Source organism: Terrilactibacillus laevilacticus, from assembly GCF_006517395.1.
GTDB lineage: Bacteria > Bacillota > Bacilli > Bacillales > Sporolactobacillaceae > Terrilactibacillus > Terrilactibacillus laevilacticus.
In genome coordinates this window covers 292,813-311,578 of sequence record NZ_VDCY01000003.1, presented here as the reverse complement: position 1 = coordinate 311,578, position 18,766 = coordinate 292,813, and the positions used below count along the sequence as shown (strand labels likewise).

The following is an 18,766-nucleotide window of genomic DNA, read 5'->3' as shown; positions in this document are numbered from 1 at the left end:
AAAAACTAAGTTTTTGCTTTTTTTGTTGATACGAAACATCTATTTTAAACGGAATAATTGACTCTAATCGTGCTAAACTAATCATATGCCTTAAAGAGGTTGTTCAAAAAGTCACCAAATGATAAGCTACGAATCTCGGCGCCCGCCCGTTTTTCCGGCCCTAAGGAACAGACAGCACCGTTCTTAGCCTCCGGCGCTCAGGATGGGCTAGTACTGGCGTTCTGGCAGGATGCCAGCGTACTTAGCCAGTAACCCTTTCATTTGTCACCTTTTTGAACATGTATTTAAAATGATTTCAACGTAAATAGGGGTGCTTTAATGGATTCTCATTATTTTATAGGTATAAAACTTCCGGAGAACGTAAATATAGAACTTTCAAGACGGGCCGAAATATTAAAACAACATGTTGATTATAAACAATGGACTCATACAGATGATTTTCATATTACCCTTGCCTTTTTAGGTGCAAGTGATGAGAAGACCATTCATACGCTTATTGATACAATAAATAAGGAAAAGATAGACATTAACCCTTTCATAATAAATCTAGAAGGTATAGGGGGCTTTGGGCATCCTGAGCATCCACGTGTTGTATATGGTGACATCGCAAAAAATGAACCACTGTCTGCATTAAAAAGAAAGATCGATAATAGTGTACGTTCTTGTGGCTTTAAAGTCGAGTCGCGACCGTACCATCCTCATATTACAATCACGAAAAGATGGATTGGGCCAAATAGTGGATCTTTAAATGAGATTTTACAATGGACTGAACCTAAACCTGTTTCTTGGATTTGTAACGAGTTCATGTTATTTCGAATTGAGTTAAATAAGGCTCCGAAGTACAATCCAATTGAAATATGGCCATTTGGATAAATTCAGCGGTTAAATGCACTAATATTAGAAATTAAGGGAACGGACGATTATGAGAACAGTCAAAGTGTGTGGGGGAAGAGAATAACATGGCTCAACTTATTAAGGTAAATGAATGTATTTCAAGATATGAATGTGATTTACAACACTACGCCAATCGATTTATTACATTGAAACAGAAAAGATGGTTACAGTGGAGGGATCAATTTGAAAGACCGCGGGACGATCGTCCAGTAAATCTAGCTAAACGATTTAGTTCTATTTCGACTATAGACCAATTAAAGTCTGTCTACTATAAATGGTTATTTGAGCAACAAATCATTTGGGCGACATCTACAGCTGGTTTTTATTCTGATAATCAGGAGGACTTAAGTCATGTGACATGGCTTAAGATCTGTCTTTCGGAATTAAATGATGTGACATTTATACTTTACAAACCAGTTCTATTAATGAAACAAACGATGTTGCAACTAGATTCGCTTATCATAACGAATGACACGCTATGGTGCGTGAAACCATTAATAGGTGAAGATGGCAGTGTCTTTCAAGAAATAAATAATCGATTATGGAAAGAAATGAAAAGAGAGGAATCTCCTCAATTTATCAATCCATTTATATCACTAAAAAGGACGAAGACGGCATTACGAACATTTTTACAAACTCAAAACTTATCGATGCCGATAAAATTTTTAATTTTTGCTCCAAATAGTTATGTCGAATTTGTACATCATGATGCTAATACAGAAATTTGCGATCGGCGTGATAAAAATCAAATATCCAAAAAGATCTGTCATCATTCATCTACATTGAAATCCCAACAAATCATCATAACGAATCGTTTATTATCTCAGATGGCCACATCGGCCTTTGAACGTGACTAAAGTGTTTGTATAAAAACAAAAAATTTATAGACTCAATTTATAAAAAGTATTTTTCTTTAGTCTAAAATCATGGTATGCTTATGTTTATGTTATGAAATATGTATGATTATTCGTTTGAAGGGTGACTATTTTGATGCAATTTTTTGATAATGATAATTGGGTCATTTCATCAGCTGGTGGGATGACAGGAGAAGCATATATGGCTGAATCAGCACGAGATAAATTATTCATAAAACGTAATTCATCTCCATTTTTGGCTTCACTGTCAGCTGAACACATTGTTCCGAAACTTTTGTGGACAAGACGGCTTACAAATGGCGATGTTCTAACAGCTCAACAATGGTTAAATGGGCGTGAACTTAATGCAAGTGAAATGTCATCAAAGAAAGTTGCTACGTTACTAAAAAAAATTCATTCTTCGGATCACCTTTTACTTACTTTTTCAAAACTTGGTAAAAAACCTATATCACCAAAAAATATATTAAATGATTTAAAAGATAAAAACGATCAACGTCATACTAATAATAGTGTTGATACGGCTTTAATTTTTTTGAATCAACATGTAAATGACGTTAATTTTGAACAAAAAAGTGTTTGCCATTCAGATATTAATCATAATAATTGGTTAATTGATGAAAAAGGAGAGCAACTTTATCTGGTGGATTGGGATCAGGCTGTCATTGCTGATCCAGCTCTTGACGTTGCCTTATTACTTTATTGGTATATTGATGAGAACGAGTGGAGTGAATGGCTTTCCTTTTATGGATGGTCACTCGATCATCATCTTAGGCTGCGTATGCATTGGTATATGATTGCGCAGACAATCCAATTTATGTTTTGGCATCAAGATCACCACCAAACGAAAGAAGCTCTCCTTTATGAAAAGGATTTAAGGCGATTGAATGATTACTCTATTGTTCATTTTAGCTGAGTGAATCAATCCACGTTTGGAAATTTTCTTTATTATCACCAAGGTGACCATCATAATTATCGAGTTGCATTCCTTTTTCACCATATGATTGAATGGCTTGTATGGTACTTACATCAAGACCTGTTTGAGCCTCGGGAGATAATAATGATGCAGCACTACGATACAATTGTTCATATTCTGATGAACGTGCAGCGCCATCTTGTTGATGCGCCTTTAAAATGTCACCGATAAGATTTTTTTGATCATTATGTGATAAAACCATGATTGCCCACATCCTTTCCTTAATAGGATATCCGGATGGGGGTTTTTTATTAAAAGAAAAATAGTGATAAATTGGTAAATGATAAAACTATTTCTTTTTTCTTTTCGATAGTCTAAAATCGTATATACAACGTCATAATTAGGATGTAAAGGGGTAAGTAGTCAATGAGAGTGCGTCATAAGCCTTGGGCAAAAGACAAATTATTAAGTCACCCAGAGTTTGTCATTACGGATCCAAAATCTCATATTGGAGAATGGCAATCCGTATTCAGTAGTGCATGCCCAATCCATGTTGAGATTGGAGCAGGGAAAGGCCAATTTATTACAAACATGGCTAAACAGAATCCTGATATTAATTTTATTGGGATAGAAATACAAGAAAGTATCATTGTCTCAGCACTGGATAAATGTATAGACAGTCAATTGAAAAATGTTCGTTTAATTAATGGTGATGCGAATGAGTTAACAGATTTTTTCTCTGAAAATGAAGTTGCCGCGATTTACTTAAATTTTTCAGATCCATGGCCTAAGAATCGACACGAAAAAAGACGCCTGACCTATCGCTCGTTTTTGGCTCAATATGAATATATTTTAAACAGCAAAGGTCACATCTGTTTAAAAACGGATAATCAAGGTTTATTTGAATATTCCCTTGAAAGTTTTTCAAAGTATGGCCTATATCTACAAAACATTAGTCTCGACCTGCATCATTCCCATTTTAAAGAAGAAAATGTCATGACCGAGTATGAAGAAAAATTTTCAAGTAAAGGACATCGAATATATCGCTGCGAAGCCCATTTTAGTGAATAAAAATGACACAAGGCTAAGAAATACTCCTCTTAAGGAGACGTTTCTTAGCCTTTTTAATTTGCATCCATCACTGTGATTGAAGTTCGAGTAATGTTCCTGTTTGAGCATCAACAATAAAGTCATAATGTTTTTTTTCGTTACCTTGATTTGCTGTTACTCCGCCTTGATAGACATTGTAAGAAATGCCATGACGTTTCATGTCTGTTGGTGTGAGATAAATCCATCCATTATTTACATCTAGATCGGATTTAACCGATCTTTTAACAGATTGAAGTGCTTTTTCAGGCGAAAGTAATTGTTTTTCTTTCCGTTTTTGATACACAAGTTGACTTGTTAATCCCACCACGAAACCTAAAATGAGGGGTTTCCATTTCATTATTTATCCCTCCTAAAAATATCCTAATAGTGCGTGCTCAAAAAGGCGACAAATGAAAAGGGTTACTGGCTAAGTACGCTGGCATCCTGCAAGAAACGCCAGTACTAGCCCGTCCTGGGCGTCGGAAGGAAAAGAGCAGAGCAGTTTTCTTTGGACCGGCATTTCACATGATGTGGTAGCTTTAGGCACTAGCCACAGTTTAAGCGATTTTAGCCAGAGTCCTCTTGTATCCGCTACATGAGGACCGGAAAAAACAAGCGGGCGCCGAGATTCGCAGCTTATCATTTGGTGACTTTTTGAACATCCTCTAAGATATAGTATATCAATAATTTTCGAATAATCGATATTCATACATCATCTTTTATTATTATGCCTTTATTTAGCTATCTAAATCCAAGAACTTCATCTAAAAATTGGATTGGTTTCACATTATTCGGTAAGATAAGGGAGAAGATTATAATGGAAGGAAGTGGAGACTCACGTCATCAGTATTGATGCCTGTGTCATAACAATGGAAAATGATACTTTAGAATTGTTCAAGATATTAACAGAATTAAATGGAGCTTCCGGTTTTGAATATGAAGTGAGAAAATTTATGAAAGAACAATTAACAAAATATGCGGATAGCATTGTTCAAGATGGTCTTGGAAGTATTTTTGGTGTAAAAAAAGGAACTAACAATGGACCTAAAGTCATGGTAGCCGGTCATATGGATGAGGTCGGATTTATGGTGACTCAAATCACTGAAAATGGGATGTTAAGATTCCAACCACTTGGAGGATGGTGGGAACAGGTTTTACTTGCTCAACGTGTACATATCATGTCAGACAATGGTCCTATCGTAGGTGTCATTGCGTCTATTCCTCCCCACCTATTGGATGACGAAACACGTAAAAAACCGATGGCTATAAAAAATATGCTTATTGACATTGGTGCAGATGATCAAGAGGATGTTAAACGTTTAGGTGTAAAGCCTGGACAAGCGATACTTCCAATCTGCCCATTCACTCCAATGGCAAACAAGAAAAAGATATTAGCTAAGGCATGGGATAATCGCTACGGGTGTGGGCTTGCAATTGAATTATTAAAGGAGATTCACACAGAGGGATATACTCTTCCTAATCAATTATACTCAGGAGCAACGGTTCAAGAAGAAGTAGGATTAAGAGGGGCACAAACGGCCTCAACAATGATATCTCCGGATATTTTTTATGCACTTGATGCCTCTCCTGCCAATGACACAAGTGGAGATAAATCTGCTTTTGGTCAATTGGGAAAAGGTGTCTTGCTACGGATATTAGATCGGACGATGGTCATGCATCGAGGGATGAGGGAATTTATATTAGATACAGCTGAAACACACAAAATTCCATATCAATATTTTGTGTCTCCAGGGGGAACGGATGCCGGCCGCGTACATATGAATCAGAATGGGATTCCATCTGCTGTCATTGGTATCTGCTCTCGTTATGTCCATACATCGTCATCAATCATACATGTCGATGACTATGCAGCAGCTAAAGCATTACTTATTGAACTTGTAAAAACAACTGACCAAACGACGCTAGACACTATTCATGAAAATGTTTAAATGGAGGGTTAACTCGAATGCTGATTAGTGTAGGAACAACCAATCCTGCCAAATTAAAGGCCGTAGAATCCCTTATTCAATTTGAAAAATTAGAAGCAGTCTGTCAAAGTATTGAAACGAATTCGGGTGTAAGAGCACAGCCTTTATCCGACGAGGAAACTCGGCAAGGCGCAATTCAACGAGCTAAGTCTGCGCTTGAAATGTCAAGTTCCGATATTTCCATTGGACTCGAAGGGGGAGTATCTGAACATGACGGTGAGATGTACTTATGTAATTGGGGTGCATTAATTGATGGAAAGGGACATCTTTTCACTGCAAGTGGCGCAAAAATAGTGTTGCCATCCACTTTATCTGATGGTATTAAGCAAGGCGCGGAACTTGGAAATTTGATTGATGAATTTTCAAAGAAACACAATGTAAGAAAAGGCGAGGGAACTATTGGTATCTTGACGAATGGTCGAATGAACCGAAGTGACATGTTTTTTCATGTTCTTTTGTTACTGTATGGACAATATTGTTTTTACTATAATATTAAAGAGGTTGTTCAAAAAGTCACCAAATGATAAGCTGCGAATCTCGGCGCCCGTTTGTTTTTTCGGTCCTCATGTAGTAAATTAAAGAGGATCTTCAACTAAAATCGCTCACGTCCTGTGGCGGGCGCCTGAAGCTACCACATCATGTGGAATGCCGGTCCTCAAAACAGCGCCGCTCTTAGCCTTCTTGCTTCTAATTTGTCACCTTTTTGAACACGCACTTAAATAGAGTAAAAAATGCCTTCATCAGGTTTATATTCTGATGAAGGCATTTTAAAAAGATTAGTTTAATTAACTTGCTGAGAAGATTGTTCTATTTCTTTCTTTGGCCTATTGTCAGTAGGTGTTTGAGCACTTTCATTAATCGACGCTACATGGGTATTTGAATCAAAGTCCATTTCCGAGTCTTGAGTATCAAAAGTGAATTTTAGGACTTCATTTTCTAGATCAATAGCAATGGCTTGTAAATCAGTCGCAGCTTGTGTAACGGTTCCAATCGCAAATTTTTGATTTTCACTCGCAGCTGAAACTTCTTCTGTACTGGCTGCTGTTTCTTCTGAGATAGCACTAATTTCTTCTAATTTAATCACTAGATTTTGATTAGCATCCTTCACATGAGTCACTTTACCGTTAATATTATCCATCATATTGTTTATAGATGAGATTTTATCCGTAATATGGTCAAATGAGACTTTGGTCATAGCCACATTATCTCTCTGTTTTTCAGAAAACTGATTGAGGGTTTCTGCCATTGTTGTTAAATGACTTAATCGTCCAATAATATTCGATATATCTTCGTTAATTTGATTTGTTTCCTTCTTAGATCTCTCAGCTAAATTGCGGATTTCTTTTGAGACTACAGCAAATCCTTTTCCTGCTTCTCCAGCACGTGCAGATTCAATGGCCGCATTTAGTGCGAGTAGATTCGTGTTATCCGATATGCTTTTAATTGTTTTCAGAATTTGTTTGATATTCTCGGATTGCGTAGCAACATCTTTTATTTCATGAATGAGGGATGAAATAACTTTTAAATATTCATTAGCGCTCGTTTCAAGATGTGAAACAGTGATGAGACCTTCTTGACTTGTTTTTTCTGTTTCTTTGGTCTTCTGAAGGACTTGCTGACTGAAAACCTTACTTTCGTCAATAGCCTGAGTAACATTAGATAATAAATTCATACTTTGATCCAAATGATCAGCTTGATTTTGAGCACCTGCAGCTACTTGCTGAATGGCTTCATTGACTTCGGTCACTTGAGCCACATTTTCTTCAGAGGCAGCAGCCAAGTTCTCTGATGATTGAGTTAATGTCTTTGTTGAATGGAAGACTTTCTGAATCGTTTTTTCCATGTAGGCTGTCATTTTATTAAATGATTCTGCAAATTGACCTAGTTCATCTTGTGTCGTTATAGGAACACGGTAATTTAGATGTCCTTCTCCAATTTTAGTAGCACCTTTTGTCAGTTCATGAAGGGAATCAGAGATACTTGTTGATAATCGTCTTCCAAACCAGTAAAGGACCACAGCTATGGCAATACTTAAAAGAAGGGCAATAATAAAGAAAGTAAGACCAATCGTCGTTTGATGGTGATCAATATCTTGGTTTTGCTGATTTAAAGAGTTCACGACTTTGTCCACACTTTTTTCAATATGGCTGCTTGCAGAAGCAAACTGTTCTCTAAGTGAATCGGATAAATTATAGGATGAATTAATTGAGTCATTAATACTTTTATACTTTAGTAATGTTGAACTAAATTCATTTTGATTATTGTCTGAAACAACAGAAGAAGCATAAAGGTTAAAATCATTGATCTCATTTGAGATCTCATTAAAACCTTTTGATGTAGGATTATCGAAATACGTTTTCTCTTGTAATTTAAGCTGCAAATACTTTTTAACTAGTTCATGATTGTTAGTATTATTAATCATGGAGTCTAATTTTTTTTCTGTCTCGAGGAATCGCTTATGTAGGCCTTCATTTTCAGTGTAACCGATCAACTCCGTAATGGAAACGACCTGGTTAAGGCTTTCTTGATAGACTTTGACTTGGTTATTTATATCTTTAGTTGATTTTTTAACGACATCTGATTGATTGGAAAATGATTTTGTGTCTTGCTTAATCTCTTTAAGAAGGTTATTTAGTTGAACCACATATTCTTTTTTCGGTTTAGCTAAATACATTTGTTCTAAGGTTCGAGCTTTTTCTATTTTTGTATGAATACTTTCTGCTAAGTTAGCATTCTGATGAATCGCATTGACTTTACCATTTGTCCATTTGCTATTAACAAATGTGAGGCAAGTAAATAATGCTAAGAGAATGATGCCAATAATACCCATAAAAAGCATCGACTTTATTTTCTTTTTTATTGACCAATCCATGAAAACCCTCCTATATACAATTCTATAACGTATATCTTTATGTAATGATGTATCTTAAAGTCCCCTTAACGCTATTTATATCGTCTAATCAACGAGATTCTTTAGTGATTTCCCTTATAAAAATTCCAAGAACATGGTAAAATGATCTCATGCAGATGCGGAGGAAGTGTTAAAATGGAAAGCAAAGAACTTAAACGTCTGCTGGAAAATCGACTTCAGGCACCAGACAGAACAATGGTTTATGATCGTGAAAAAGAGACATTGCGAATTGAAAATAGTCAGTCTAAGAAAGGGATTACACTTGAACTTTCTGGACTTTCCAGTCGTTATGAAGCAGAAAAAGATAAGCTCATAGATCAAATCGTCTATTACGTTGACCATGCCCTCCGAGTGATGAATTCATCTCAACGACTCGTAGGAATGGAAAAACATATTTTTCCTGTCATGCGATCTACTTCGTTTCCAACGGAAACATCAGATGGGAAAACCTTGCTTTATAAGGAGCATACAGCTGAAACACGTATCTATTATGCTTTAGATTTAGGTCATTCTTATCGCCTTATTGATCGTGAATTTATGAAAAATGAAGGTGTTTTGGAAGACTCTCTATTTGAGATGGCTGAATTTAATCTGCGTTCCTTACCGATAGAAATGAAGGAAGACCATGTTGCGGATAACGTATTTACTTTTATAAATCATAATGATGGCTATGATGCCAGTCGAATATTAAATAAAACATTATTAGATGACATGGCAGCTAAATCAAAAGGAGATCTGGCGGTTAGTATCCCTCATCAAGATGTTTTAATTTTTGCTGACATTGTGAATAAAAGGGGATATGATGTCTTAGCTCAGATGACGATGCAATTTTTTACCAATGGTAATATTCCAATTACGGCGTTACCTTTTATCTATGAAAACGGGAAATTAAATCCAATTTTCATTTTAGCCAAAAATCGTCCAGTGGATGAAGAAGACTGATAAATGTTGAATTGATTGAAAGGTTGGAAGGAACAAAAATGAACATATTTTACAATAAAGAAGGCATAGGAGATGTCTTATTAGTACAAGCAGTTATAGGAGACGAAGAGCCCATTCAGGTTGAAAAAAAGAAAAACGTGGTCAAACTTTTAAACCCTGATACGGGTAAAACACTTGGCTTTAATCTCTTTCAAATATCTGAATGGTTCAATATAGATGTTAATGGACAAGTTGATCTAAGCAAAGACCTCGTTGACAAGGTTAATAAAGTCATTAAAAATGCAGGGTTTTCTGATATATTAACCTTTGATGATCGACCTTCCTTTGTTGTTGGAAAGGTTATTTCTAAAGAAAAGCATCCTAATGCTGATAAATTAAGTGTCTGTCAAGTAGATATTGGAAGTGAAACCTTGCAAATTGTTTGTGGGGCACCGAATGTAGAAGAAGATCAACATGTGGTTGTTGCACGTGTTGGGGCAGTCATGCCAAGTGGTATGATTATTAAGGATGCGCAGCTAAGAGGTGTGGCCTCCTCTGGTATGATTTGTTCTGCTAGGGAGTTAGATTTACCTCATGCACCGCAAAAAAAGGGGATTCTTGTTTTAGATGATTCCAAAACCGTTGGAGAAGATTTTTTTGGTAAATAAGCCGATGTATGTAAATAAAATCACTAGTTAAATAACTAGTGATTTTTAATACACACACGAAAAAATGAGATGTTTGGTTTATGACAAGGGATATAGACCTTTGTATGTGAAAAATAGTTCAATTAATAAATGAAGGGAGTGAGAGGAATGGGATCTAATTGGTGGAAACGTTTATTTCATCAAGATGATGAAGAGGATTTTCTTCATCAAAAACAAAATCATGATGATGACGCCTATCAGTCATTACATAACCCGATCGTTGGCCGCTTTGAAGATACAAATCGACAAATTCATGTAAGAATGTTACATCAATATCCAAATTCAAATGGTAGAGATGTCACACCTAATTCTAGACAATCATTTAAGGACACTCCCATTCCTAATCATGATCGCTATGAGTCAGTAAGAAAGCACCCTGCTCACAATAGAAAGGCTTCTCATAAGTCTGATGACAAATGGGCAAAAAATCAAGAATCTCAAGAGACATCTCAATCATCTAAGAAAAGTCGGTTTAAACCGACTGAAATTATCTCACCTGTCTATGGATATAAAAAACCACCAGAGCATTTTTATCGTCAAATGGGAAATATAAACAGAATACCTAAAAGTGATCAAAAAGTGACTCAAAAAGCGAACAATTTGACTGCTAGCTCTCTAAACTCAAAAGATAAGCAACGAATAAATGAAAAACAATTAGATCAACCAACCTATCAACGAAAAGAAAATAAATTAATAACTGACGTGGAACCAAAGACAAATCTTCAAAAAGATGTCCATTCTTTACCATTTAAGCATTCTCAAAAAGAAGATATAAATGAAGAGAAAAATGATGATTTTATGATTTCTGATACAAAAGAAGGCTTGGATGATTTTCCTGAGAGTAGGCCTAAAAAAATTAAGGCTGACTCGCACGCTGATCAATATGAATCAAAGGACGATAATATAAAAAAGTCTGATGCCGATGTACAGAATCAGGAAAATACAATGGAAAAAGATGAGACACCGGTGAAACCGAAATTTAAAGTCTCACCACATCGGCAAGGTCGGAATGGTTCAAAAGTCCCTTTTAACGTTTTGATGTTTCGTACGGATAAAAGAAATCATAAAACCCATGAAACCCATGATGAACAACCTAAAAAGAACAACAGACTAGAACAGAAAGACTATCAGATCTCCTTAGATGTGCTCGATGATCCTCCTGAATCAAAGGAAAGTGATTCCAAGTGGATAGAAGAGAAGCGATCAATTTTAAAAGAAACACTCGATAATTTCCATGTCAACGCAGATATTGTGGATTATACACAAGGGCCTGCTGTTACAAGGTTTGAGATTCATCTTCATCCTGGTGTAAAAGTAAATAAGATCTTGAATTTAACAGAAGATATAAAATTAAGTATGGCAGCAGAGCAGATACGTATCGCTCCTGTAACTGGGAAAAACACGGTTGGGATTGAGGTACCAAATGATGAACGCAAACCTGTTTATTTAAAAGACTTACTTCATTCCGAAACATTCAAAGATCACTCATCCGCTCTACCAGCTATCTTGGGACAAGATATTTCAGGACAACAGGTCATAACAGATCTAGCCAAAATGCCACATGGTCTCATTGCTGGAGCAACGGGTTCTGGTAAAAGTGTTTGCATCCACTCTTTAATCTTAAGCTTGATATATAAAACATCGCCAGAACGTCTGAGATTAATTTTAATTGATCCAAAAGTCGTTGAACTTGCAGCGTATAGGGAACTACCTCATCTCGCAACGCCCGTTATTACGGAACCAAAAGAAGCTTCACTCTCTTTAAAATGGGCCGTAGAAGAAATGGAAAATAGGTATCAATATTTTGCAAAAATGGGTGTCCGAGATATCAAGCGTTATAATGAATGTATTGATAATGGGCAACATGAAGGGGAAATTATGCCCTATATCGTCATTATTATTGATGAATTAGCGGATTTAATGATGGTGTCACCCCAAGATGTTGAAGAGGCGATATGTCGTATCGCACAAAAAGCAAGAGCAGCGGGTATTCATCTCCTCTTAGCTACTCAACGACCATCGGTGGACGTAATAACGGGACTTATAAAATCAAATATTCCAACACGAATAGCATTTAGCGTTTCTTCTCAAGTGGATTCCCGTACCATTTTGGATTCATCTGGTGCAGAAAGGTTACTAGGGCAAGGCGACATGCTGTTTGTTGAAAACGGGGCTAGAGATATTAAACGCTTGCAAGGTTGCTACGTGTCTGATGAAGAAATCAGCCGCATCTCGGCACAGTTTGATCAAATGGAATCTCCACCTTACTTATTTGACAAGGAAGATTTTAAAGGTGTATTGCAAGACAATGCTGACATGGATGATGAACTATTTGATGAAGCGGGATACTTTGTGATTGATCAAGGACAGGCTTCTGTTTCAAGTCTTCAGCGGCGTTTTCGTATAGGCTATAATAGGGCCGCTCGTCTAATTGATGATTTACAAGCGATGGGGGTTGTTTCAGAATCTAATGGAAGTAAGCCACGTCAAATTTTAGTTTCTAAAGAAGAATTTGAAGATCAAATAATAAACCAGGACAAAGTGTATTAAATCAGGAATGCATGTTGGCCACAGGATTAAATGGAGTGAGAAAAATCAACTCCCTGTTATCTTAAAGTGCGGGTTCAATAAATGAAAAGGGTTACTGGCTAAGTACGATGGCCATCCTGCAAGAAACGCCAGTACTAGCCCGTCCTGGGCGTCGGAAGCTAAGAGCGGCACAGTTCCCGAGGACCAGCATTCCACATGATGTGGTAGCTTCAGGCGCCCGCCACAGGACGTGAGTGATTTTAGCCAGCGATCCTCTTGTATCCACTACATGAGGACCGGAATAAACAAGCGGGCGCCGATATTCGCAAGTTATCATTTGGTGACTTTTTAAAGCAACCTCTTAAAAAGGCAGGATTTTAATGGTCAAAGCGAGTAGGTCTATTAGACCTGAAAGTTTCCAAGATAATTGAAGTATATTTTTTTTACAATAGAGCTATTTAAGGTTAAAATAAATGGCGAGTAATGTATCTTGCGTCAATCGCGTTAGTATAAGGAGCAGACAACACATGAAAGAAATTGAATTAAAAGTTCAAGGAAAGATTAAAAGGCTGACGAATAAAACCTTTAAATTTGATGAACGAATTGGAGAAGGGTGGTTTTCGGCCGTTTACTTTCTTAAATCGTGTGAAATCGTTAAAAAAGAGAAACCTAATAATATTGTAACAACTCAATTTTTTCAAAAAGAGCATGCTGTTTTATGTGGTACAGATGAGGCGATTGCTTTAGTCAAAACTTTTGCAAAAGATCCGGATCAATTAGAAATACATTCCTTAAAGGACGGTGACAAGATTGAACCGTATGAAACGGTTTTAACCATTTCAGGTCCTTATCAAAACTTTGGTTTTTTAGAAGGCATTATTGACGGGATTTTAGCCAGAAGAACGTCAGTTGCAACGAATGTTTATAATGTTGTAAAAGCAGCTAGGGCATCTGGCGTTCAAAAACCCGTGATTTTCATGGGTGACAGGGATGATCATTATACACAACAAGCAGGAGATGGATACTCTGCATACATAGGTGGTTCTACAGCTCAAGCGACACATGCGATGAATGAGTGGTGGGGTAAGCATGGAATGGGGACAATGCCTCACGCATTGATCCAAATGTTTGAAGGTGATGTTGTTGCAGCCACACGGGCTTATCATGAGTATTATCCAGAGGATGATCTCGTGTCATTAGTCGACTATAATAATGATGTCATTGGTGATAGTTTAAAACTTGCTCATGCTTTTGGAGAAACACTGAAAGGTGTAAGGCTCGATACGGCAAAAAATATGGTTGATAAATATTTTATTGATCATCCTGAATTGCTTGGTCGATTTGATCCAAGAAGTGTTAACCCTGAACTTGTTTTTGGTCTAAGAGAGGCTCTGGACAAAGAAGGATTTAATCATGTTAAGATCGTAGTGAGTGGTGGTTTTACAAAAGAAAGGATATTAGAATTTGAAAAGCGACAAGTTCCGGTGGATATGTACGGTATAGGAAGCAGCCTATTAAAAATAGGTATAGGTTTTACAGGAGACAACGTGATGTTAAACGGAAAACATCAAGCCAAAGCGGGAAGAAAATATAATCTAAATCCAAGATTAGAAAAAGTCGACTAAGAGAAAGTGAAACTTTCATCAGTGGGGTTTTTCGACGCACAGGATGTGCTAGTGCAGGCGTTGCGACAGGACACCTGGTTTTTAGCCTGCGTCATCCGCCACTGATCGAAAGCCTGAACCAATCGGACCTTTACGGGAGTTGATCCTCCACCTAGCTTCTTTGAATACTCAGAATCTTGAGGTGAGGATCTTGACTAGCCCATTAAGGTGGGATAAACGAGCATGGATTCATTATTATTATCATAAAAAAGATGTATACTAAGATTAAAGAAGTTGATAAGCTATATCTAAACATATGAGAATCGAGATATCTCATATGCGAAGCGTGTCTGACAACCTATTTAAACAAAGCTTTTGTTAACGCTTAACAGATTTTCAATTGGAAAATTTATCTTTGAAAAAAGAAAACCAAACAATGAGAATATATTTGCATATAGTATCTATAAATAGATTGATTGAATATGGATAAATGGAAGGGATTTTGGAGGTCATTTTAATGGCGAAATATCATTTCGTAGGAATAAAAGGAACTGGAATGAGTGCACTTGCACAAATTCTATATGACATGAAGCATCAGGTACAGGGCTCCGACTATGATAAACGTTTTTTTACTCAACAGGCTCTAGAAGAAAAAAATATTCCTCTTTTACCTTTTGATAAAAACAATATTAACATGGATGAAATTGTTATCGCAGGAAATGCGTTTCCAGATGATCATGAAGAAATTAAAAAAGCAAGAGAAATGGGTGTACCAACTTATCGTTATTTTGATTTTTTGAGTCATCTAGCTGATACACATACAAGTGTAGCCATTACAGGAACCCATGGAAAAACGTCAACGACTGGATTACTTGCCCATGTATTTAGTGAATTTGCCTCTACTTCTTATCTAATAGGTGATGGTACGGGTGTCGGTGTTGAAGATAGCGACTATTTCATTTTTGAGTCATGTGAATACAAACGGCATTTTTTAGCTTATAAACCTGATTATTGTATTATTACGAACATAGAGTTTGATCACTCAGATTACTACAAAGATATTGATGATGTTTTTGACGCTTTTCAAGAGATGGCTTTAGTCGTGAAAAAAGGGATATTTGCTTGTGGTGATGATGAGAAATTGCAAAGTATAAAATCTAATGTTCCCATCATTTATTATGGATTAAATGAGGAGAATGATTTTCAGGCGAGAAATATCGAAACAACCTCTGATGGTACGCATTTTGACGTGTTCGTTAGAAATGACTTATATGGGCATTTTAAAATTCCTGGGTTCGGAAATCATAACATTTTGAACAGTCTGGCAATCATAGCTTTTTGTCATTACCAAAATGTACCTGTTGAGTTAGTAAAAGAGAGATTAGCATCTTTTAAAGGTGTGAAGCGTCGCTTTGCAGAGAAAAAAATAGGTAATCAAATTTTGATTGATGATTATGCTCACCACCCGACAGAAATTAAAGTAACGATCGAAGCAGCAAGGAAAAAATACCCTGATAAGCATGTTGTCGCGATATTTCAACCTCATACGTATTCTCGTACCCTTACGTTTTTAGATGATTTTGTTAGCAGTTTAAAACTCGCAGATCAAGTTTATCTATGCGAAATTTTTGGTTCTGCTCGCGAGTCCAATGGGAAATTAACCATTCATGATTTACAAAATAAAATCCCTGGTTCCATCATTTTAAGCCTACAAAATATTAATGATCTTAAGCAGTATGAAAATAGTGTGTTACTATTTATGGGGGCTGGGGATATTCAAAAATACCAAAAAGCTTATGAAGACTCTAATCGATAATTCAAGTTATCGATTAGGGGACTCTGTTGCAACACCTTAAGTTAGTACGATGAGTATTTTGAAACTGGAGTGGTGTCATTGGTTAATGCCGTGGAATAATTTCACTTTGTTATTAATCATTGATATATTGAATGTATAGAATTGTTGTTTAGAAACAAACTAGGATGGGAAGATAGTCAAAAAGGGAGGTAATCGTTGTGGTTATAATCTTATATTTAAGCGTTGCAGTGATTGCGATTGCATTTGCAGCACTCGTTTATTTTCTTGCAGAAACACTTCGTTCAGTTCAAAGAACAATGAATAGCATGGTCAATACTTTAGATCATGTTGAACAACAAATGCAGGGTATAACAATGGAGACAGCTGAGCTATTACATAAGACTAATCAGTTATCTGAAGATGTTCAGCATAAGTCTGCTCATCTTAATCGTTTCTTTGAGGGCATTGAAGGCGTTGGAGACTCCATTAAAAATGTCAATCAATCTGTACAAAGAGTGGCAAATAAGGTGACACTTAAAGGTGAACAACATTCGGATCAAGTTGCCAAAGCCATTCAGTATGGACAAGCCGCTATTAATTTGTGGAGTAAATGGAAGAACAAAAATACGCAAACTTCTTCTACTAATCAATAAACACTTAAATGAGAACTTGGGGATAAAGTAGAGGTCTTATCTTCCAACTTAGAGATTCCCACCATACTTAAGGTGGGTCTCAATTTTTTAATTGGGAAAAATATGGGGAAGGAGATGAATAGTTTGAGCAAAACAGAAAAGAATCAAGGTAAAAGAGGTTCATTGTTCTTTGCCGGTATGATGCTTGGAAGCTTACTAGGAGCAAGTGCCGCATTACTATTGACACCTAAGACAGGTAAAGACATGCGTACTCAGGTTGATCGTGGAACACACTCTATTCGTCGGAAAAGCGTCGATTTTATCCAATTGGCAAAGGAAAGATCCTCAAGTCTAGCCAAATCAGTCTCAGATAAACAGATGATTCAGTACGTAAAAAAATCCATACCAGGCCGAAAGAATCGTCAGAATGTCAATCTTAAGCCGAGTAAAGATGTCAAATTGACGGCACCAAAAGATTACATTTAATTCATATTGAATCAAACAAAAACGGGTTGAACATGAGGTTCAACCCGTTTTCTTCATCAAAACGGATGTAATATTTCTATTTTTGTATAATTATATGATATTTTTTGTCGAAAAAGATAGATAAAAGAGTAAGTTATGCTATAGTAAAAATAAAATACTAATAGTGCGTGTTCAAAAAGGTGGCAAATTAGAAGCAAGAAGATCAAGGCGGCGCTGTTTTGAGGACCGGAATGTAGGTTTTTACTACATGAGGACCGGAAAAACAAGAGGGCGCCGAGATTCGTAGCTTATCATTTGGTGACTTTTTGAACAACCTCTAATATTAATGGTTATAATAGTATTACATGTAAGATGAATAAGTTGAGGGGGACAATCGTGTATGAGTGCAACAATATATGATGTAGCTCGAGAAGCAAGCGTTTCAATGGCGACTGTTTCTAGGGTTGTTAACGGAAATCCAAATGTTAAACCAACGACAAGAAAAAAAGTGTTAGAAGCCATTGAAAGATTGGGATATAGACCCAATGCTGTAGCTCGGGGTTTAGCTAGTAAGAAAACAACAACTGTTGGAGTCATTATTCCTGATATTTCAAATGTGTTTTTTTCCGAGCTTGCCAGAGGGATTGAAGACATAGCAACCATGTATAAATATAATATTATTCTTTGTAATTCTGATCAGAATAAGAATAAAGAGATGCACCTTATTCAAACCTTACTTGGTAAACAAGTCGACGGAATTGTTTTTATGGGTGGGGAAATTAATCAAGATCTTATCGAAGAATTTAAAAAGTCTCCAGTACCAATCGTTCTAGCTGCTACGCTTGATGAACAAAACCAAGTTCCATCGGTAAATATTGATTATGAACAAGCTGTTTTTGATGCCATTACATATTTTATTAATCAAGGTCACAAACGAATAGGCTTCATATCTGGACCAACTGAGGTACCGATCAATGGAGAACATAAACTCAAAGGATATAAACGTGCCTTGGAGAGCGCAGAAATACCTTATTTAGAAGATCTGGTGGCTATTGGTGATGACAGCTATGAATCAGGTAAAGAAGCGACAGAACAGTTTTTAGGGCTCGATTATAAACCAACGGCGATCTTTGCTGGTTCAGATGAAATGGGTATTGGTGTTATCCATCAAATACAAGATAGTGGATTATCAGTGCCTAATGATATTGAAGTCATAAGTAATGATAATACACGATTAGCTCAAATGGTTCGTCCAACGTTATCATGTGTTGTTCAACCAATGTATGACATCGGGGCTGTTGCCATGCGACTATTAACCAAATTTATGAATAAAGAAGAGGTAGATGAAATCACAGTAACATTGCCTTATCGAATCGAATATCGATCGTCAACTAAATAGGCTTTTTATAATAGACTTGTCCATATGACTTTTATTTGGACATA

General features: G+C 36.5%; 17 protein-coding genes. 14 read left to right on the top strand and 3 right to left on the bottom strand.

The window, feature by feature from the left end; genetic code table 11:
• The first annotated feature begins 318 nt into the window (after positions 1-318).
• From thpR to FG390_RS06380, 3 genes are all read left to right on the top strand, one after another.
• The gene (gene thpR, locus FG390_RS06390) at positions 319-873 is read left to right on the top strand and encodes an RNA 2',3'-cyclic phosphodiesterase (RefSeq protein WP_141190195.1); all 555 of its coding nucleotides are present in this window, start codon (positions 319-321) and stop codon (positions 871-873) included.
• An 86-nt stretch (positions 874-959) separates the two neighbouring features.
• Positions 960-1,751, top strand: coding sequence for a hypothetical protein (locus FG390_RS06385; protein WP_141190194.1), 792 nt, complete (start codon positions 960-962; stop codon positions 1,749-1,751).
• 133 nt (positions 1,752-1,884) lie between these two features.
• Positions 1,885-2,682, top strand: coding sequence for a phosphotransferase family protein (locus FG390_RS06380; RefSeq protein ID WP_141190193.1), 798 nt, complete (start codon positions 1,885-1,887; stop codon positions 2,680-2,682).
• Here FG390_RS06380 and FG390_RS06375 read toward each other — a convergent pair.
• Complete coding sequence (locus FG390_RS06375; protein ID WP_181406400.1) at positions 2,675-2,944, bottom strand: YtzH-like family protein; 270 nt, start codon at positions 2,942-2,944, stop codon at positions 2,675-2,677. The genes FG390_RS06380 and FG390_RS06375 overlap by 8 nt on opposite strands.
• Before the next feature lie 164 nt (positions 2,945-3,108).
• Between FG390_RS06375 and trmB the strand changes: the two genes are divergently transcribed.
• Positions 3,109-3,753 carry a tRNA (guanosine(46)-N7)-methyltransferase TrmB gene (gene trmB, locus FG390_RS06370; RefSeq protein ID WP_141190191.1) on the top strand — a complete coding sequence of 215 codons (645 nt, stop codon included), beginning with the start codon at positions 3,109-3,111 and terminating at the stop codon, positions 3,751-3,753.
• Positions 3,754-3,820: 67 nt separating this feature from the next.
• On the opposite strand, the gene FG390_RS06365 is transcribed toward trmB, so the two are convergent.
• Positions 3,821-4,129, bottom strand: a complete 309-nt coding sequence (locus tag FG390_RS06365) for a PepSY domain-containing protein (protein WP_141190190.1) — start codon at positions 4,127-4,129, stop codon at positions 3,821-3,823.
• Positions 4,130-4,640: 511 nt separating this feature from the next.
• Here FG390_RS06365 and FG390_RS06360 point away from each other — a divergent pair.
• The gene (locus FG390_RS06360) at positions 4,641-5,720 is read left to right on the top strand and encodes a M42 family metallopeptidase (protein WP_141190228.1); all 1,080 of its coding nucleotides are present in this window, start codon (positions 4,641-4,643) and stop codon (positions 5,718-5,720) included.
• Between the two features lie 17 nt (positions 5,721-5,737).
• On the top strand, positions 5,738-6,283 hold the full coding sequence (locus tag FG390_RS06355; protein WP_141190189.1) for a DUF84 family protein: 546 nt from the start codon (positions 5,738-5,740) through the stop codon (positions 6,281-6,283).
• 257 nt (positions 6,284-6,540) lie between these two features.
• Here the strand turns inward: FG390_RS06355 and FG390_RS06350 are convergent, their stop codons facing one another.
• Positions 6,541-8,631, bottom strand: a complete 2,091-nt coding sequence (locus FG390_RS06350) for a methyl-accepting chemotaxis protein (RefSeq protein ID WP_141190188.1) — start codon at positions 8,629-8,631, stop codon at positions 6,541-6,543.
• 174 nt (positions 8,632-8,805) lie between these two features.
• Between FG390_RS06350 and FG390_RS06345 the strand changes: the two genes are divergently transcribed.
• The 8 genes from FG390_RS06345 to ccpA all read left to right on the top strand — a co-directional run bounded on the left by FG390_RS06345 (position 8,806) and on the right by ccpA (position 18,722).
• Positions 8,806-9,612, top strand: a complete 807-nt coding sequence (locus tag FG390_RS06345) for a DUF1444 domain-containing protein (RefSeq protein WP_141190187.1) — start codon at positions 8,806-8,808, stop codon at positions 9,610-9,612.
• Between the two features lie 38 nt (positions 9,613-9,650).
• Positions 9,651-10,259, top strand: coding sequence for a YtpR family tRNA-binding protein (gene ytpR / locus FG390_RS06340; protein WP_141190186.1), 609 nt, complete (start codon positions 9,651-9,653; stop codon positions 10,257-10,259).
• Between the two features lie 147 nt (positions 10,260-10,406).
• On the top strand, positions 10,407-12,848 hold the full coding sequence (locus tag FG390_RS16155; RefSeq protein WP_309147177.1) for a DNA translocase FtsK: 2,442 nt from the start codon (positions 10,407-10,409) through the stop codon (positions 12,846-12,848).
• A gap of 506 nt (positions 12,849-13,354) precedes the next feature.
• Complete coding sequence (locus FG390_RS06330) at positions 13,355-14,452, top strand: nicotinate phosphoribosyltransferase (protein ID WP_141190184.1); 1,098 nt, start codon at positions 13,355-13,357, stop codon at positions 14,450-14,452.
• Positions 14,453-14,948: 496 nt separating this feature from the next.
• The gene (gene murC / locus FG390_RS06325; RefSeq protein ID WP_141190183.1) at positions 14,949-16,247 is read left to right on the top strand and encodes a UDP-N-acetylmuramate--L-alanine ligase; all 1,299 of its coding nucleotides are present in this window, start codon (positions 14,949-14,951) and stop codon (positions 16,245-16,247) included.
• A 197-nt stretch (positions 16,248-16,444) separates the two neighbouring features.
• Positions 16,445-16,879, top strand: coding sequence for a DUF948 domain-containing protein (locus tag FG390_RS06320; RefSeq protein WP_141190182.1), 435 nt, complete (start codon positions 16,445-16,447; stop codon positions 16,877-16,879).
• A 123-nt stretch (positions 16,880-17,002) separates the two neighbouring features.
• A complete protein-coding gene (locus FG390_RS06315) occupies positions 17,003-17,344 on the top strand; it encodes a YtxH domain-containing protein (RefSeq protein ID WP_181406399.1) in 342 nt (113 codons plus the stop codon).
• Between the two features lie 379 nt (positions 17,345-17,723).
• Complete coding sequence (ccpA, locus tag FG390_RS06310; RefSeq protein ID WP_141190180.1) at positions 17,724-18,722, top strand: catabolite control protein A; 999 nt, start codon at positions 17,724-17,726, stop codon at positions 18,720-18,722.
• Positions 18,723-18,766 lie beyond the last annotated feature (44 nt).

Excerpts from the sequence above, each read along its gene's own strand:
- thpR (WP_141190195.1), top strand. The coding sequence starts at position 319 with ATGGATTCTCATTATTTTATAGGTATAAAACTTCCGGAGAACGTAAAT.
- FG390_RS06385 (WP_141190194.1), top strand. The coding sequence starts at position 960 with ATGGCTCAACTTATTAAGGTAAATGAATGTATTTCAAGATATGAATGT.
- FG390_RS06380 (WP_141190193.1), top strand. The coding sequence starts at position 1,885 with ATGCAATTTTTTGATAATGATAATTGGGTCATTTCATCAGCTGGTGGG.
- FG390_RS06375 (WP_181406400.1), bottom strand. The coding sequence starts at position 2,944 with ATGGTTTTATCACATAATGATCAAAAAAATCTTATCGGTGACATTTTA.
- trmB (WP_141190191.1), top strand. The coding sequence starts at position 3,109 with ATGAGAGTGCGTCATAAGCCTTGGGCAAAAGACAAATTATTAAGTCAC.
- FG390_RS06365 (WP_141190190.1), bottom strand. The coding sequence starts at position 4,129 with ATGAAATGGAAACCCCTCATTTTAGGTTTCGTGGTGGGATTAACAAGT.
- FG390_RS06360 (WP_141190228.1), top strand. The coding sequence starts at position 4,641 with ATGGAAAATGATACTTTAGAATTGTTCAAGATATTAACAGAATTAAAT.
- FG390_RS06355 (WP_141190189.1), top strand. The coding sequence starts at position 5,738 with ATGCTGATTAGTGTAGGAACAACCAATCCTGCCAAATTAAAGGCCGTA.
- FG390_RS06350 (WP_141190188.1), bottom strand. The coding sequence starts at position 8,631 with ATGGATTGGTCAATAAAAAAGAAAATAAAGTCGATGCTTTTTATGGGT.
- FG390_RS06345 (WP_141190187.1), top strand. The coding sequence starts at position 8,806 with ATGGAAAGCAAAGAACTTAAACGTCTGCTGGAAAATCGACTTCAGGCA.
- ytpR (WP_141190186.1), top strand. The coding sequence starts at position 9,651 with ATGAACATATTTTACAATAAAGAAGGCATAGGAGATGTCTTATTAGTA.
- FG390_RS16155 (WP_309147177.1), top strand. The coding sequence starts at position 10,407 with ATGGGATCTAATTGGTGGAAACGTTTATTTCATCAAGATGATGAAGAG.
- FG390_RS06330 (WP_141190184.1), top strand. The coding sequence starts at position 13,355 with ATGAAAGAAATTGAATTAAAAGTTCAAGGAAAGATTAAAAGGCTGACG.
- murC (WP_141190183.1), top strand. The coding sequence starts at position 14,949 with ATGGCGAAATATCATTTCGTAGGAATAAAAGGAACTGGAATGAGTGCA.
- ccpA (WP_141190180.1), top strand. The coding sequence starts at position 17,724 with ATGAGTGCAACAATATATGATGTAGCTCGAGAAGCAAGCGTTTCAATG.